This is a genomic window from Actinomyces sp. Z5, from assembly GCF_003287795.1.
GTDB lineage: Bacteria > Actinomycetota > Actinomycetes > Actinomycetales > Actinomycetaceae > Actinomyces > Actinomyces glycerinitolerans.
The window spans coordinates 1-17,989 of record NZ_QMIN01000004.1; the positions used below are offsets into that span (position 1 = coordinate 1).

General features: G+C 67.6%; 9 protein-coding genes and 1 pseudogene. All 10 read left to right on the top strand.

Going from position 1 to position 17,989, the window contains the following annotated elements:
• Window positions 1-1,491: OmpA family protein (locus tag DRB06_RS00375; RefSeq protein ID WP_258522089.1), on the top strand; the 1,491-nt coding region annotated here is incomplete at its 5' end.
• 284 nt (window positions 1,492-1,775) lie between these two features.
• On the top strand, window positions 1,776-2,297 hold the full coding sequence (rplJ, locus tag DRB06_RS00380; protein ID WP_073327571.1) for a 50S ribosomal protein L10: 522 nt from the start codon (window positions 1,776-1,778) through the stop codon (window positions 2,295-2,297).
• A 79-nt stretch (window positions 2,298-2,376) separates the two neighbouring features.
• Window positions 2,377-2,766, top strand: coding sequence for a 50S ribosomal protein L7/L12 (gene rplL, locus DRB06_RS00385; RefSeq protein ID WP_073327570.1), 390 nt, complete (start codon window positions 2,377-2,379; stop codon window positions 2,764-2,766).
• Window positions 2,767-2,900: 134 nt separating this feature from the next.
• On the top strand, window positions 2,901-3,938 hold the full coding sequence (locus tag DRB06_RS00390) for an alpha/beta hydrolase-fold protein (RefSeq protein WP_111818845.1): 1,038 nt from the start codon (window positions 2,901-2,903) through the stop codon (window positions 3,936-3,938).
• A 238-nt stretch (window positions 3,939-4,176) separates the two neighbouring features.
• Window positions 4,177-7,695 carry a DNA-directed RNA polymerase subunit beta gene (gene rpoB / locus DRB06_RS00395; protein ID WP_111818846.1) on the top strand — a complete coding sequence of 1,173 codons (3,519 nt, stop codon included), beginning with the start codon at window positions 4,177-4,179 and terminating at the stop codon, window positions 7,693-7,695.
• A 134-nt stretch (window positions 7,696-7,829) separates the two neighbouring features.
• Window positions 7,830-11,795: a DNA-directed RNA polymerase subunit beta' gene (locus tag DRB06_RS00400; protein WP_073327566.1), complete on the top strand. Its 3,966-nt coding sequence runs from the start codon at window positions 7,830-7,832 to the stop codon at window positions 11,793-11,795.
• Between the two features lie 226 nt (window positions 11,796-12,021).
• On the top strand, window positions 12,022-13,002 hold the full coding sequence (locus DRB06_RS00405; RefSeq protein WP_108966207.1) for a hypothetical protein: 981 nt from the start codon (window positions 12,022-12,024) through the stop codon (window positions 13,000-13,002).
• Window positions 13,003-13,501: 499 nt separating this feature from the next.
• A complete protein-coding gene (locus tag DRB06_RS00410; protein ID WP_146750757.1) occupies window positions 13,502-16,048 on the top strand; it encodes a hypothetical protein in 2,547 nt (848 codons plus the stop codon).
• 134 nt (window positions 16,049-16,182) lie between these two features.
• Window positions 16,183-17,058, top strand: a complete 876-nt coding sequence (locus DRB06_RS00415; RefSeq protein WP_108966211.1) for a hypothetical protein — start codon at window positions 16,183-16,185, stop codon at window positions 17,056-17,058.
• Between the two features lie 90 nt (window positions 17,059-17,148).
• Window positions 17,149-17,442, top strand: a pseudogene (tpx, locus tag DRB06_RS00420) (thiol peroxidase); the annotation flags it as partial.
• Window positions 17,443-17,989: the final 547 nt, after the last annotated feature.

The window sequence follows — 17,989 nt, forward strand, 5'->3', positions numbered from 1 at the left end:
GTGGCGGCGGTGCTCGCCGCCTGCGCAGGAAGTGGTGGGGGTGGTGGGGCGGTTTCGTCCGCCTCTCCGGCTGGTATGGGAGGCACGTCGGCGGTGCCCGTGAACTCAGACCCGGTGGTGCTGAAGTCGGCGTGGGAGGGCGAGTCTTTGACGACGCGTGTGGGGCCGGCGGTGGTGCAGGATGGTTACACGGTGGTGCGGGTTGAGGTGTCCACCGATGATGCGGAGGGCGCGGTGGACTTGTATGGCATGTTGGGGCCTCATACCGCGGCTTGGACTTTGAACGCGGTGCGGCTGTTGTCACTCACTGAGGGGGTTGCGTTTCGTGAGGTGACGACGAATGGCGGTAATGAGAGTGTGGAGCCGGGTGGGTCGGCTCAGTTGTTTCCGGTGTTTGGGGCTGTGCCGGATGGTTTGAGTTCGGTGGATGTGTTTTTGCCGAATGTGGGTGTGGCGCTTGGGGTGCCGGTGGTGGATGCCGGTGAGGCTGGGTTTGATGTGGATGCGGCGTTGTCGGCCGCTGAGTTTGATGAGAGTGTTGAGTCTGGTCCGTTTGGGTTGAATTCGGTGGTTGTGGCGGCGGATGGTTCGTCGGATACGGCCAGTGATGACGTGTCGACGACGGTGAATGTGTCGGGTGATGTGTTGTTCGCTACGGATTCGGCGGAGTTGAGCGACCAGGCGGATGAGGTGCTTGGGGCTGTGGTGGAGCAGCTGGAGCTCTACCCCTCGGGCGGATCGCTGGCGGTTACGGGGCATACGGATGATGTGAACACCGATGAGCACAATCAGGATTTGTCGGAGCGGCGGGCGCAGTCGGTGTCGGATCGTCTGGGCGGGCTGGCGGACTTGTCTGGTTGGGATGTGTCGGTGTCGGGTAAGGGTGAGTCTGAGCCGCGGGTGCCGAATGACTCGGATGAGAATCGGCAGTTGAACCGGCGGGTGGAGGTGCTGCTGACCCCCGCCGACCCCGACGAGGCGACCGGTGTGGCTGGTGGTTCGTCTACCGGCTCGGGTGACATGCCGGAGGCGGCCGGGCCGGTTGGTCGTGGTCCGGACGGGGTGGATATCGAGATCGACGGGGTGCCGGCCCGTATCTCCCTGGACAGCGTCACCAGGTACGAGGGCTACCTGATAGGCAACATCAAGGTTGTGGCCGAACGCGACGCGTCGGTATCCATCGTCTATTTCGGTGTTCCAACCGATATGTATTCACTGCGTGAATGGGGTGCCTATCAGTCGACGGGGTTCAGTTTGCTGAAGGACGGACAACGATATCTTCTCGCTGATTTCACGGATGGTGAAGGCGCGAACCGGCCGCTGACGAATTTCTGGAGTAACAAACTCGAGGGGGAGGTTGAGCACTCGTTTCCGGTTGTGTGGCCTGACACGGGCGAGGACATGATCATGGTCGATGCGCCTGGCGGAACAAATGGCGGCTTGCCAGTGCTCGCTGTGCGCTTGACCGACATCCCCGTCGTCGACGCCTGAGCGGGTCGGCGCCTGCCACGTTCGGCGTCGGCGTGACCAAGAGCACCGTGGGCCATCGTCGTCGGGCTTGCGGCGCGTGGGGTGGCGGCGTGTATTGTCAGCTTCGCCAAAGACCGCAGGTCTCCCGCGCAAGCGGGGCCAAGTCCGCGCCACGCGGAGCCAGCGCAGGTGAGAACGAGCCCAACGGCTATCGGTGCACTCCGAGTGCCGTGACGAGCCCCGTGCCCACCGGCGCGGGGCTTTTTCAGTGCCGGAACCTGTGGCAGACCACGGAAGGAGGGCCCATGGCAAGGCCTGAGAAGGACGCGGCTGTTGCACAGCTGGCGGACAAGTTCCGTGAGGCCAACGCCGTTCTGCTCACCGAGTACCGTGGGCTGAGCGTCGCCGACCTCAAGGAGTTGCGCCGCTCGCTCGCCGGCAACGCCGAATACACCGTGGCGAAGAACACGCTGGCATCCATCGCCGCCCGTCGCGTCGGACTGGAAGCGATTGTGGACGACCTGAAGGGCCCCACCGCCCTGACGTTCGTGACCGGGGAGCCGGTCGAGGCCGCTAAGGCCCTGCGTGACTTCGCCAAGGACAACAAGAACCTCATCATCAAGTCCGGCGTCATGGACGGCAACGCCCTGACCGCCGACGAGATCGACCGGCTCGCTTCGCTCGAGTCCCGCGAGGTCCTGCTGGCCAAGGCTGCGGGCGCTATCAAGGCGTCCCTGTCGAAGGCCGCGTACCTGTTCGCTGCGCCCGCCTCCAAGGCGGTCCGCACCGTCGACGCCCTGCGCGAGAAGCAGGAATCCGCGGCCTGAGCCGCGTCCACCACCAACCCAAAATCGCCCTGCGCACAGACACGGCGCAGGACCCCTTTTCCAGGAAGGAACGCCCATCATGGCGAAGCTGACCACCGACGAGCTCATCGAGGCCTTCAAGGAGCTCTCCCTCATCGAGCTGTCCGATTTCGTTAAGGCCTTCGAGGAGACCTTCGACGTTACCGCCGCGGCCCCGGCCGCTGCCGTCGTCGCCGCCGCCCCCGGTGCCGCTGCCGGCGGTGCCGCCGAGGAGGAGAAGACCGAGTTCGACGTCATCCTCGAGTCCGCTGGCGACAAGAAGATCCAGGTCATCAAGGAGGTGCGCGCCCTGACCTCCCTCGGCCTGAAGGAGGCCAAGGACCTCGTCGAGGCCGCCCCCAAGGCCGTCCTCGAGGGCGCCGCCAAGGACGCTGCCGAGAAGGCCAAGGCTCAGCTCGAGGACGCCGGCGCCACCGTCACCCTCAAGTGAGCTCATACCCGAGCCGGTGACCCGGGCCCGCGAGGCCCCACCCGGCAAGGGACCCAACCTCCACGGGCCCCGCGCACAGCCTCATCACAGCAGACGCGCCGGCAGACCCCAGCGCCCAGCCCTACACTGGCGCCATGATCAGCACCACGCCCGACCGTCACTCGTCCCGCCTCGCCCGTCGCAGCCTGATCGTCGGCTCGTGCGCCGTCGGCCTCGGGGCCGTCCTCGCCGCCTGCTCCTCCGGCAACGACTCCTCGCCCGACTCCGCAGCGACCTCCTCCTCCGCTGCCACGGCCCAGGCCGCCACCGCCCCGCAGTCGACCAGCCAGGCCCCCACCGCGGTGCCCGAGCTCGACGAGCTCACCGCGCTGGCGGCCTCCTTCACCCAGTCCTCCTACGAGGACACCGACACCGGCCTCAGCCTGCCCTTCAACGTCTTCCTGCCCGAGGGCTACGACGAGAACGCAAGCTACCCGCTCGTGCACTACATCGCCGACTCCTCCCTCGTCGGCTCCGACGTCACCGCGCCCCTGAGCCAGTACGGAGCACTCATCTGGGCGCACGACGTCACCCAGTCCGTGACCCCCGCCATCGTCGTCGTCCCCTGCTACCCCGAGATCGTCCTCGACGACCACAGCGGCTACACCACCACCGACTGGGTGGGCGTCACCGAGCGCTTCGTGCCCTGGCTCCAGGAGCAGTACGCCGTCGACCCCGCACGCGTCTACGGCACCGGCCAGTCCATGGGCGCCATGATCCACCTGCTGCTGGCCGCGACGCAGCCCACACTGTTCACCGCCTGCCTCTTCGTCGACGGACAGTGGGACGTCAGCGCCCTCGGCGGCCTGGCCCAGGCCAGCTGGGCCTACCACGTCGCCGGCGGCGACGACCGGGCGCTCACGGGCCAGGACGAGGTCAGATCCATGCTCGACGACGCCGGCGCCGCCTACGCCCAGGCCGCCGAGGAGTGGGACGCCACCGCCTCCGCCGAGGAGCTCGAGGCCGCCGTCGCCGAGCTCGTCGCCCAGGGACGGCCACGGCTGCTGTCCAGCTTCGTCGCCGGCACCGTCCTCGAGGCGAACCCGGCCGCCTCCATGGAGCACATGGCCTCCTTCGAGCCGGCCTACAAGCTCACCGGCCTGCGCACCTGGATGCTGTCGCAGGGCGCATGAGCGCACCGAGACCGGGCAGTATCCACGACTGTGTCCGGGATCGCAAGAACCTGGGCCCCCGAGTCGTAGAGGAGGCTGGTGTCGGCGTGTATGCTAGCGCTTTGCGTCCATTGTGTGTACTGGCACGAGTGTGATCGCCCGACGGAGGACCGACCCCGGTCCGGCCCCGTGGCGGCGGACCCGACCGGCACCGCGCAGTGTACGCAGAGTGATCCCGGAGATGAGGGAAGGATCCCCTTTGGCTGCCTCGCGCACCTCTGCACCAACTGCCGCTGAAATCGCCGCACGCACCGCGTCGCGTCGAATCAATTTCGCCAAGATCGCCGAGCCGATGCAGGCCCCGAACCTCCTCGGCCTGCAGACCGAGAGCTTCGACTGGCTCGTGGGCAACGAGAAGTGGCGCGCCCGAGTGGACGCCGCCAACGCCGCCCAGCCGGGCTCGCTGCCGGAAACCTCCGGGCTGGAAGAGATCTTCGACGAGATCTCGCCGATTGAGGACTTCGGCGAGACCATGGCCCTGTCCTTCCACGACCACCGCTTCGAAGAGCCGAAGTACACGGCCGAGGAGTGCCAGGAGAAGGACCTGACCTACTCCGCCCCGCTGTACGTGGTGGCGGACTTCGAGAACTTCACCACCGGTGAGATCAAGTCCCAGACGGTCTTCATGGGCGACTTCCCGCTCATGACCGACAAGGGCACCTTCATCGTTAACGGCTCGGAGCGCGTCGTCGTCTCCCAGCTGGTCCGCTCCCCGGGCGTGTACTTCGAGCGCACCACCGAGAAGGCCTCGGACAAGTACGTCTACAACGTCAAGTTCATCCCCTCGCGCGGCGCCTGGCTGGAGTTCGAGGTGGACAAGAACGACCGCGTGGCCGTGCGCATCGACCGCAAGCGCAAGCAGGACATCGCCGTCTTCCTGCTGGCACTGGGCCTGGACGAGGCCGAGATCCGCGAGGAGTTCAAGGACTACCCGGCGCTGACCACCGCCCTGGATGAGGACCGCAAGGTCACCACCCAGGACGAGGCCCTGCTGGACATCTACAAGAAGATCCGTCCCGGTGAGCCGCCCAGCGTCGAGGCCGGCCGCACCCTGCTGGAGAACTTCTACTTCAACGCCAAGCGCTACGACCTGGCCAAGGTCGGCCGCTACAAGATCAACAAGAAGCTCGGCCTGGCCGCGGACCTGAACGAGTCCGTGCTGCGCATCGAGGACATCGTCGCCGCCATCAAGTACCTGCTCGCGCTGCATGCCGGCGCCGAGACCGTCGAGGGCGTGCGCGACGGGGAGATCGTGGACCTCGCCGTCGAGTACGACGACATCGACCACCTCGGCAACCGCCGCATCCGCGCCGTCGGCGAGCTCATCCAGTCGCAGGTGCGCACCGGCATGAGCCGCATGGAGCGGCAGGTGCGCGAGCGCATGACCACTCAGGACGTCGAGGCCATCACCCCGAATACCCTGATCAACATCCGGCCCGTCACGGCCGCGATCAAGGAGTTCTTCGGCACCAGCCAGCTGTCCCAGTTCATGGACCAGAACAACCCGCTGGCCGGCCTGACCCACAAGCGGCGTCTGTCCGCGCTCGGCCCCGGCGGTCTGTCCCGGGAGCGCGCCTCCATGGAGGTGCGCGACGTGCACACCTCCCACTACGGGCGCATGTGCCCCATCGAGTCCCCCGAGGGCCCGAACATCGGTCTGATCGGCTCGCTGGCCACCTTCGGGCGCATCAACCCCTTCGGCTTCATCGAGACCCCCTACCGGGTGGTGCGCGACGGTCAGGTCACCGATGAGATCCACTATCTGACCGCCGACGACGAGGACCGCCACGTCATCGCCCAGGCGAACGTGGAACTCACCGCCGACGAGCACTTCGCCGAGGACCACGTGCTGTGCCGCGTGACCGGTGGCGAGCCGGCCCTGGTGCCGGCCTCCCAGGTGGACCTCATGGACGTGTCCCCGCGGCAGATGGTCTCCGTGGGTACTTCGCTGATCCCGTTCCTCGAGCACGACGACGCCAACCGCGCCCTCATGGGTGCCAACATGCAGCGCCAGGCCGTGCCGCTGATCCGCCCCGACGCCCCGCTTGTGGGCACCGGCATGGAGCGGCGCACCGCCGTCGACGCCGGTGACGTACTGGTCGCCTCCAAGGGCGGCGTGGTCACCGAGGTGTGCGCCGACTTCGTGCGCGTGGCCAACGACGACGGCACCGAGACCGTCTACAAGGTCGCCAAGTTCCGCCGCTCCAACCAGGGCAACTGCTACAACCAGCGCGTGGTCGCCTCCGAGGGCGAGCGCGTGGAGGTCGGCAGCGTGCTCGCGGACGGCCCCGCCACCGACGACGGCGACCTGGCCCTGGGCCAGAACCTCCTGGTCGCCTTCATGACCTGGGAGGGCCTGAACTACGAGGACGCCATCATCGTCTCCCAGCGCGTGGTCGCCGAGGACCTGCTCACCTCGATCCACATCGAGGAGCACGAGGTCGACGCGCGCGACACCAAGCTGGGCGCCGAGGAGATCACCCGCGACATCCCCAACGTCTCCGAGGAGGCGCTGGCCAACCTGGACGAGCGCGGCATTATCCGCATCGGTGCCGAGGTCCGCAGCGGCGACATCCTGGTCGGCAAGGTCACCCCGAAGGGCGAGACCGAGCTGACCAGTGAGGAGCGGCTGCTGCGCGCCATCTTCGGTGAGAAGGCCCGCGAGGTGCGCGACACCTCCCTGCGCGTGCCCCACGGCGAGTACGGCATCGTCACCGGCGTGCGCGAGTTCGACGCCTCCTCCGAGGACGCCGAACTGCCCGCCGGCGTGAACCGGATGGTGCGCGTGTACATCGCTCAGCGCCGCAAGATCACCGTCGGTGACAAGCTCTCGGGCCGCCACGGCAACAAGGGCGTCATCTCGAAGATCCTGCCCGTGGAGGACATGCCCTTCCTCGCCGACGGCACCCCGGTGGACGTCATCCTCAACCCGCTGGGCGTGCCCAGCCGTATGAACGTCGGTCAGGTCCTCGAGCTGCACCTGGGCTGGGTCGCCTCCCGCGGCTGGGACGCCTCCGCCGCCCGCGAGGCCGGCGAGGCCTGGGCCGAGCGCCTGCCCGAGAACGGCGTGTCCGCCGAGCCCGGTACGCCCGTGGCCACCCCGGTGTTCGACGGTGTGCGCGACGACGAGATCATGGGCCTGCTCGACTCCACCCTGCCCAACCGGGACGGCCTCCAGCTGGTTCAGCCCGACGGCAAGGCGCGGCTGTTCGACGGCCGCTCCGGAGAGCCCTTCCCGTACCCGGTGTCGGTCGGCTACATGTACATCCTCAAGCTGCACCACCTGGTGGACGACAAGATTCACGCCCGCTCCACCGGCCCGTACTCGATGATCACCCAGCAGCCGCTGGGCGGTAAGGCGCAGTTCGGTGGCCAGCGCTTCGGCGAGATGGAGGTGTGGGCCATGGAGGCGTACGGCGCCGCCCACGCCCTCCAGGAGCTGCTGACCGTCAAGTCCGACGACGTCAACGGGCGCGTGAAGGTCTACGAGGCCATCGTCAAGGGCGAGGACATCCCCGAGCCCGGCATCCCCGAGTCCTTCAAGGTGCTCATGAAGGAGATGCAGTCGCTGTGCCTGAACGTTGAGGCCCTGGACGCCGCCGGCAATGTCATCGGCCTGGATGACACCGACGACGACGGCCGGCGCGCCTCCGAGGAGCTCGGCTTCGACCTGGGTCGCCGTCCTGGCGGAAGCGCCATGGCGGTGGACGAGATCTAACCCCAACGTCCGGGAGGTCGGGCGCCCAGCGCGCCGGCCCTCCCGGGCCAACGGGCCCGGTGCCGCCGTGGAAACGCGGCACCGGAAACCCTTAAGACTTTTGAGCTGACCACTCTGAATCGGAAGTAGGAACTGTGCTCGACGCCAACGTGTTCGACAGGATCCAGCTCGGCCTTGCCACCGCCGAGGACATCAAGTCCTGGTCGCATGGCGAGGTCAAGAAGCCCGAGACCATCAACTACCGCACCCTCAAGCCGGAGAAGGACGGACTCTTCTGCGAGAAGATCTTCGGCCCCACCCGTGACTGGGAGTGCGCGTGCGGCAAGTACAAGCGCGTGCGCTACAAGGGCATCGTCTGCGAGCGCTGCGGAGTCGAGGTGACTCGCTCCAAGGTGCGCCGCGAGCGCATGGCCCACATCAAGCTGGCCGCGCCCGTCACCCACATCTGGTACTTCAAGGGCGTCCCCTCGCGCCTGGGGTACCTGCTCAACCTGGCCCCCAAGGACCTGGAGAAGGTCATCTACTTCGCTGCCCACATGGTCACCGAGGTGGATGAGGAGGCCCGCCACGACGACCTGCCCTCGCTGCGCAACGAGTTCGAGGTCAAGAAGCAGCACGTGGAGGAGGCCGGCCAGGCCGACATCGAGGCCCGCCAGCGGCGTCTGGAGGAGGACCTCGCCCAGCTCGAGGCGGAGGGCGCCGAGCAGGCGCAGCGGGACAAGGCCCGCAAGACCGCCGAGCGCGAGATGGCCTCCCTGCGCCGCAAGAACACCCGCACCCTGGAGCACATGGACAAGGTGTGGGACCGCTTCGTGTCCCTCAAGGTCGGCGACCTCGAGGGCGACGAGGTCCTGTACCGGGACATGGCCGCCGACTACGGCATCTACTTCAAGGGCGCCATGGGCGCAGAGGCCATCCAGGACCGCCTGCGCAACTTCGACCTGGAGGCGGAGGCCGCCGCCCTGAACGAGATTGTCGACAGCGGCACCGGCCAGCGTAAGACCCGCGCCATCAAGCGGCTGAAGGTCATTAACGCCTTCCGCATGACCGGCACCGCCCCCGAGGCCATGGTGCTGGACAACATCCCGGTGATTCCCCCGGACCTGCGCCCCATGGTGCAGCTGGACGGTGGCCGCTTCGCGACCTCCGACCTCAATGACCTGTACCGCCGCGTCATCAACCGCAACAACCGCCTCAAGCGGCTGATGGACTTGGGCGCCCCGACGATCATCGTCAACAACGAGAAGCGCATGCTGCAGGACGCCGTTGACGCCCTGTTCGACAACGGCCGCCGCGGCCGCCCCGTCACCGGTGTGGGCAACCGCCCGCTGAAGTCCCTGTCCGACATGCTCAAGGGCAAGCAGGGGCGCTTCCGTCAGAACCTGCTGGGCAAGCGTGTGGACTACTCGGGCCGCTCCGTCATCGTCGTCGGCCCGCAGCTGAAGCTGCACCAGTGCGGTCTTCCCAGCCAGATGGCCCTGGAGCTGTTCAAGCCCTTCGTCATGAAGCGGCTGGTGGAGCTCAAGGAGGCGCAGAACGTCAAGGCCGCCAAGCGGATGGTCGAGCGCGCCAACCCGAAGGTCTGGGACGTGCTGGCCGAGGTCATCCGCGAGCACCCGGTCCTGCTCAACCGCGCTCCCACGCTGCACCGCCTGGGCATCCAGGCCTTCGAGCCGCAGCTGATCGAGGGCAAGGCCATCCAGTTGCACCCGCTGGTGTGCGGTGCCTTCAACGCCGACTTCGACGGCGACCAGATGGCCGTGCACCTGCCGCTGGGCGCCGAGGCGCAGGCCGAGGCCCGCATCCTGATGCTCTCGAGCAACAACATCCTCAAGCCCTCCGACGGTCGCCCCGTGACCATGCCCTCCCAGGACATGATCATCGGCACCTACTACCTCACCCAGGAGCCGGACCCGGCCGTGGCGGTGGAGACCGACGAGCACGGCGAGCCGATCGTCCCGGCCTTCTCCTCCTACGCGGAGGCGGTCATGGCCTACGACTTCGGCAAGCTGGATGTGAACGCCACCTGCGACATCCGCTTCGAGGAGGGCATCACCGCGCCCGAGGGCTGGCAGCCGCCCGAGAACTGGAGCGAGGGCGACCCGATCACCCTGCGCACCTCCTTCGGCCGCGCGCTGTTCAACACCGCCCTGCCCGAGTCCTTCCCCTACGTCAACTACACCGTTGACAAGAAGAAGCTGGGCAACATCATCAACACGCTGGCGGAGTCCTACCCGCGCGTGGAGGTGGCCGCCTGCCTGGACGAGTTGAAGGCCAACGGCTTCCACTGGTCCACCTGGTCCGGCATCACCGTGGCCTTCGCCGACGTGGTCTCCCCGCCCTCCAAGCCGGAGATCCTCGCCCGCTACGAGGCCGAGGCCGCCGAGATCGAGGAGCAGTTCGAGCTCGGTGCCCTCACCGAGGACGACCGCTACAAGTCGTTGATTGACATCTGGACCAAGGCCACCGACGAGGTCGCCGAGGCCATGCGCGCCAACTTCCCCGAGCGCAACACCGTCTACCAGATGGTGGCGTCCGGTGGCCGCGGCAACTGGGACCAGATTCGCCAGCTGGCCGGCATGCGCGGCCTGGTGGCCGACCCCAAGCAGCGCCTCATCGAGCGGCCGATTGAGTCCAACTACCGGGAGGGTTTGTCCGTCCTGGAGTACTTCATCGCCACCCACGGCGCCCGCAAGGGTCTGGCCGACACGGCTCTGCGCACCGCCGACTCCGGCTACCTGACCCGGCGTCTGGTCGACGTCTCCCAGGACGTGATCGTCCGCGAGGACGACTGCGGCACCCGCAAGGGTCTGACCAAGCGGCTGTTCACCTGGAAGGAGGTCGACGGCGAGCGCGTCAAGGAGGTCTCCGACATCCTGGAGACCACCGTGTTCGGCACCACGCTCGCCCGCGACGCCGTGGACGCCGACGGCAACGTCGTGATCGAGGCCGGTACCGACCTGGGCGACGCCAACATCCGCGCGGCCATCGACGCCGGCATCGAGCAGGTCGTGTGCCGCTCCGTGCTGACCTGCGACTCCGCCGTCGGCACCTGTGCCGCCTGCTACGGTCGCTCCCTGGCCACCGGCAAGCGCGTCGACATCGGTGAGGCGGTCGGCATCATCGCCGCCCAGTCCATCGGTGAGCCCGGAACGCAGCTGACCATGCGTACCTTCCACACTGGTGGTGCGGCCGGCGCCGCCGACATCACCCAGGGTCTGCCCCGTGTGCAGGAGCTGTTCGAGGCCCGCACCCCCAAGGGTGAGGCCGCGGTGGCCGAGGCCGCCGGCACCCTCAAGATTGAGGACGACGCCGACGGCAAGCGGCTGGTCATCACCCGCGACGACGGTGAGGAGGACCTGGTGGTCCCCGTTTCCCGCCGCCAGCGGCTGCTGGTTACCGACGGCGACCACGTGGAGCCGGGCGACGCCCTCACCGAGGGGCCGATCGACCCCAAGAAGCTGCTGCGCCTGCGCAGCGTCGGCGCCACCCAGCGTCACCTGGTGGACGAGGTGCAGGAGGTCTACCGCTCCCAGGGCGTGGACATCCACTCCAAGCACATCGAGGTCATCGTGCGGCAGATGCTGCGTCGCGTGACCGTGCTGGACGCCGGTGACACCAACCTGCTGCAGGGCGACCTGGTGGACGTCTCGCGCTACCGCGAGGAGAACCGCCGGGTCATGGCGGAGGGCGGCAAGACCGCCTCCGCGCGCACCGAGCTGATGGGTATCACCAAGGCGTCGCTGGCCACCGACTCCTGGCTGAGCGCCGCCTCCTTCCAGGAGACCACGCGCGTGCTCACCGAGGCCGCCATGAGCGGCAAGTCGGACCCGCTGCTGGGCCTGAAGGAGAACGTCATCCTGGGCAAGCTGATCCCCGCCGGCACCGGTCTGGCCCGCTACTCGGACATCGAGGTGGAGCCGACCGAGGAGGTCAAGGCGGAGGTCTTCTCCCGGGCCGGCTACGCCGGCGGCGACGGCTTCTCCGCGGGCGACTCGGTGGCGCTGGACGATTTCTCCTTCGGCGGTGACTTCCGCGCGGACTTCTCCGACGACTTCCGCACCGGATTCAACACCTCCTCGGAGGACATCCAGTTCTGACGCGTGGCGGTCGCCTTCCGGCCTCGCAGCGCTAACCGACCACGACGGCGGCCCGCACCCTCCACTCCGGAGGATGCGGGCCGCCGTCACGTACACGCCACCGGTCGAGCGGTGTTCCACGATGTGAGTCTGTCTTGACTGTGGGGCGCATGTGCGAAACTATCCGGGACATAACGGTCGTTCCCAAAGTTGACCGTCCCCCATCTCCTTTCCAAGGAACATTGTGATGGCCGCATATCAGAATCCAGCTGCTCCGAACTCCCACGTCGGCGGACACAACGTGACCGACTTCGCGCTCGCACCGGGCGAGACCGGGGTGTACGGCGAAAGCTTCCTCGTCTCGATCCTCGCCCCGTATCTAAAGGGGCAGCTCATGTGCTCGACGACTCGCTTCGTCTACAAGGTGCCCAATACGTTGCTCGGCATCATTCCGATCGGAAACACTGAGAACACAATTCCGCTGTCGGCCATCGCCGCCGTCTCGACCTCGTCACGTTTTAAGGTCGGCCGCGCTCTGCTCGCTCTCGTCCTGGCGATTCTCGGCTTCGCGATGATCGGTGACTCGCCGCTGGGTGGTCTGCTGTGTCTCATACTGGCGGTCATGTTCGCACTGACCTCGATTTCCCTTGCGCTGGTGGCTACCAACCACGCCGGAGGAAGTTTTGGCCCAGAGGTTTCGGTGCTGGACAAGGCCAAGCTCGAGGCCTTCCGCGCCGAGCTGCAGAATCGGGTCTTTGCTGACACCGCGGCGCTTCAGCACGGACAAGCACAGGACCTGCGGATGCAGTCATTGGCCATGCAGCAAATGCAGGTGGCCCAGATGCAGCAGATGCAACAGCAGCAGATGCAGCAGCAGTTGGCGCAGCAGCAGGCTGCTCAGGCTGCGCCACAGCAGTATCTTGCCGCCGCTCCGCAGCAGGCTGCGTATGACGCCCAGTCGGCACCGCAGCAGTTCGGCCAGCCGGTGCCTCAGCAGCCGTATGAGGCGCAGGCCCCTGCCGCGGGGAACCCCGCCGCCCAGCCGATGCCTCAGCAGCCGTATGAGGCGCAGGCCCCCGCCGCAGGGAACCCCACCGCCCAGCCGGCAACCACGCAGCAGTACCAGGCACAGTCGTACGGACCGCAGCAACCCAATCAGTCCGCCGAGGGGCAGGCGGGCTCGTGGCCTCAGGAGCAGCCTCCCACTCCGCAGACACCGCAGGCCTGAGAGGGGGTGCGACCGCGGGTCGCTGCTGCCGCTCCTGCTGCGGCGGCCGCGGCGACGCCTTCTTCGACGCGATCTCCGCAAGCTTCCGCAATAGCCGTCTTGCTCTTCGCGGGTCAATTGCGATGCGCATCACGTCGTGGCAAGGTGTGCGGCGTCCAGCCCTCCCTATTCCCAAAGGGATGCTATGAGTGACCAACACAATCTACCGAGTCCCGGCCCACGTCCTGAGAGCGGCCCCGGTGGGGTAGCGCCTGCTGCGAAACCCTCCAGCGCACCTGCGGGCGCCTCGCCGCCGGTTGCGCCCAGCCCAACTGTCCTTGAATTCGGCCCGCAGCCGGACGCGACGACGCCGTTCCCGGCGCCCCCGGTAGCCGCCCAGGATGTGCCCGCGCCATCTCAGGCGGCGCCGGCCCCGCCCCAGCCGGTACCCGGGCAGCCGGCCACGCCGGTGCAGCCGACGTCCACCGTGTGGCCCGGTACGGGGATGCAGCCGCCGGCCGTGCCCAATACCGCTGCTCCCAGTCACGTGGCAGCCGCCATGCACACGCTCACCCGCAAGCCCGCGCTCACGACGGTAGGCCTCACCCTCGCAGTGGTATTCGGAGTTGCGTTGGGCTCGGCGATCCTGCTCATGACCTCGCTGGAGCTGCTCGGGCAGCACGACGTGCCGACTCCCTTCGGGGTGTTCGTGGTCGCCATGGGCTTCAGCCTCGGGGGAGGCCTGCAGGCGACGATCTCCCCGCAGTTACTGGGGAGCGACGCATATGTGTCTGCCAACGTGGGGCTCACGGTACTGCCGCTGGGAACGCTGCTGGCAATCGCCGTCGGCGTGTATTTGCTGGCCAGGCGGCGCGCGCCCGTAGACGAGTCCGCGGCGCCCCTCGGAGCGATGACGTTACGCGCCGCCGTCGAGGCGGCCGTGGCCGCACTCTTGGCATGCCTGCTCACCGCCCTGGGATCCTACGACCCGGCGGGAACGGGCGAAGCGGTTGTGCGTGCGTCGGCCGCTTCATCCCTACTGATGACTTGGGTGATCGTCTTTGCCGCGCTGATACTCGCACGTGCGGGGGTACAGCTCACCTCCCGGGTCCCGGCCCGGTTGCGCCAGGTATTGCGCGAACTCGGCGCGCTGGCAACGATTATCGGCGTGGTGCTCGGCGTGGTCAGCATCGTCGTCGCTGTGTTTGCGGCGTTCAAGAACGACGCCGGTGGTGCCATTCCCCTGCTGCCCGTTCTGGTCGGCAACCTGATCGTCTACGCCCTCACCCTCGGCACCCTGGGCGGCATCGCCGGCTCCTTCTCTGCTCCTTTCCTGCAGGAATTCGGCGTCAGTGACGTCCCCTACCCGTCGGGCAGCGCCTCTGCCTGGGACATCATGGGCGCCTGGTCGATCCTGCTGTATGTCGCCGTGCTGGTGGTGGCCGTGGCGGGCGCGGCGCGCGTCGGAGTGCGCCGGCCGCGGCTGGCTGCGGCGGACCCGGCCCGGACCTGGCAGATGCCGGTCGCCGTGCTGGCGGCAGGACTGATCGTGCTGCACTTACTCGCGCCGGTGCGCCTCTCGGGCCGGCTGCTGGGGCAGCAGGCCACAGCCAGTGTCGGTCCGGCCTGGTGGTCGAGCCTGACACTGGCGCTCTTCGCGCTGATCGTTTCTGTGCTGGCGGAGGTGCTGCCGGCCTGGCTGTACGCCAACGCCAACTCCTTCCTGCGGCTGTGCGCAGGCACCCAGGCGGTCGAATACTGGGCGACCGGCCAGGCCCAGCCGGCCCAGCAGCAGTCATTCGTGGCGTCGACCGCCGTCCCGCCCGCGCCTGCGTTTACGCCGGCGCCCGCCCCGGCGCCGGACGAATACGTTGCTCCCTACGCCGCGCAGCCCAACGTGACTTCGACGCCGACGCCGGCCCCTGCTGCGCCGCCGCCCCCTGCGGTGTACGTGCCATCCGCCCCGGTGGCGTCGGCCACATCCGCGCCCGCGGCCATGTCGGCCAATGCGGCGGGAGCCCCCGTGCCGCCACTGCCCGCGCCACAACCGATGGACCCGGCGGCCAGGCGACGGCTGAAGCGCGTGGCCGGCGCGGTGGTTGCCTGCCTGGTTCTTGTCGGTGCGGGTGCCATCGCGGTGCATGTGCTCAACGCGCGGCGGGGGCCGGAGCAGGCGGTCGAGGCCTACCTGGAGCTGCTCGCCGACGGCCACGCCGCGGAGGCCACCGCCATGGTCGATCCCGGCGTCCCCAACGATCAGCGACTTCTGCTCACTGACGAGACGCTGGGTGCCGCCACCTCGCGCATCGAGGTGGTGGACGTGGAGGCGCCCTCGGACACGGATACCTACGCGAGCACGGGAACGCGGGACTCGGTCACGGTGACCGCCACGATCTCCCTGGACGGCGAGCGCTTCGACGTGCCCATCGTGGTCAAGGCCGGCGACAAGGAATACGGGGTGCTGAACACCTGGGAGGTGGACACCCCGCTCGTTCGGGAAGTCACGCTGTCCTCCTATACACTCGGCGCCGTCACCGTCGGCGGCACGCAGGTGCCGTTGGAGACCAGTGAGTACGACGGCGGCTCCGCCACCCAGTACGTCTACTTCGGCATCTACGACGTCGGCGTTGACGCAGACGTGTCTGACTACCTCACGGCCGACACCACCGAGCTGAACATCAACTCCACGTCCAGCACCACCGTCCAGGTGGAGGGTGAGGCGACCGAGGCGTTGGAGAACCTCGTGCTTGACGCAGTCAACGCGCAGGCGACGGAGTGCGTCACTCCGCCCGGAAACATGGACGAGGTATGCCCGTACGCGCTGCAGTCCACCGAACTGGATTCCCTGGAAGTGACCGCCGAGGCCACGGAAGTGACGGTGAACGGAACTGCCTTCAAGAGCGGTTCGATCACCTTCACCACCCGCAACATTCCGACCAGCTGGAACAAGAATCCCAAGGACAAGGACTGGAATTACACCTTCTCCGGCACGATCGAATGGCCGGAGGACGGTGATGACGAACCGATCGTTACCGTTACCGACTCGTACGTGTACTACGGGTACTGAGGCCGGCGTACGGCGTCGCGAGCGTCATCCGCTAGCTCGAGACCGTGTCCAAGCGCACGCGCGCGATGACGCTGCGGATCGGTACCGTTTTGGATGTACCTTATCCGCAGCGCCATCGCTAAGGAGAGTCGCCCGTGACCACGCCGTCCGCACCCGAGTACCCGCCCAATCCGTCTTCATCACACAGCGCGACCAGGCGCGTAAGCGCGTTCGGCCGCAACGGCAGGGATGGACAGCTGGATCGCGACGCCGACGACGCTCAGTGGCAGGACGCCCAGCCCACGCAGGCAGTCGACATCACCACCGGTCTGGGCGACGGCGCCGCCACCACCGCCCTACCCGAGTCGTATGCACCCGCCGATTACGCGGACGCCGGCTACTCACCATCCGCCGCGGACCCCACCCCGACCATGGCGCTGCCGACCGGCATCGGCCATACGACGCCCCCAACGCAGAGCACGTATGCGCCCGCCTCCGGCAATGCGCAACCGGGCGCCCCCGCGCGACTGCCCGCGCCCCCGGCCCGCCGCCATACGGCTGCCACCCCGCTGGGCACGATCCTCGTGCTCGTGGCCTCCGCGCTGCTCGGCTGGGGCATGTACACGCTGCTTACTTCCATAGACGTATTCGCCGTCGCTCAGGGCACGGGCAGCCTGATCAACACCACGGCCGCCGCGGCCTTCGCGATCGGGGGAGTACTGGCCTTCATCGCCTTCATCGTCGCCATCGTGGCCGTGGTCCGGGCGCGGCCGAAGACGGCCGCGGCGCTGCTGCTGGTGGCCTCCCTGGTCCTGCCGACCGCGGCGACGGTGGGCGCCGCGCATTACGGGGCGAGCGCTCTCGAGGAGCGAACCGTGGCACAGGCGGTGGCATACGCCGGTTCGATCGACGTGGATGCGATCGACAGCGAGCAGATCGACGCCATCATCGATCGGGTCGAGTCCCTGGGAGTGGACATCCCCGGCAAGGACGAGGTGCTGGACATCCTCCGTTCCGTCAAGGGAGAGTAGCGGGAGCGGCTCAGGCTGGGCGGGGATCGCGGATGCGGAAACAGGTTGTGTGAGGCCTTGTCTCTCAAAATGAAAAGATGTCATTATTAACGGCTCGCCGCCGGCCTGGAGAACACCACTGTCGTGTGCGTCTCGGCTGACCTGCCCTTTGCGGCCGCACGCTTCTGCGGCGCCGAGGGCCTGGACCAGGTCGTGACGGGTTCCACCTTCCGCTCCAGCTTCGGCGATGACTACGGGGTCGTGCTGGTAGATGGCCCTACGGCCGGGCTGATGTCCCGTGCCGTCGTGGTGCTCGACACCGACGGCACCGTCCTGTACACCGAGCAGGTACCGGAGATCCGGCAGGAGCCCGACTACGACGCCGCCATCGCTGCGCTGGTATAGCCAGGCCAACTGGCATATAACCCAGCCGGCCGGTATGTGTGTGCGGGGCAGGCGGCGCTCCGGCAAGTGTCTGGCTGCGCCGACGTCGGGGGAGTCCACCACTGCGCTATTTCGGCGTTGGGTACGCACCTTAGGGGTTTGCTGAAGGCTTTTGAGGCGTTCAGCAAACCCCTAAGGTGCGTTGTAGACGGTGAACTGGCGTAGTAAACGGGTTCTTTGTGTTTGTGGGTGTGGTGGTTCGGGCCCGCGGGTTGTTGTGTGGTGGTCGTGTTTGGGTGCGGGAGGACGACGTCGGGTTGGCGGGGTCGTTCTCGGGTAAGCGAGGACGTGCTCGGGTCGATGAGGACGTCGTCGGCGCCGTTGCGCGTGCGGACGGTTCGTGTGTTCCGGTGACGGTTCGTCAGGTAGCAGCAACGGTTCGGCATGAACGATGACGGTTCGTACACCTACCTCACGAACCGTCGTTGTGATGTCTCAGGACATCGGTGACACTTGGTGTATCAGGACATCGGTGACACTTGTGGTGGTTCGCGGGGGCCGGCACGGT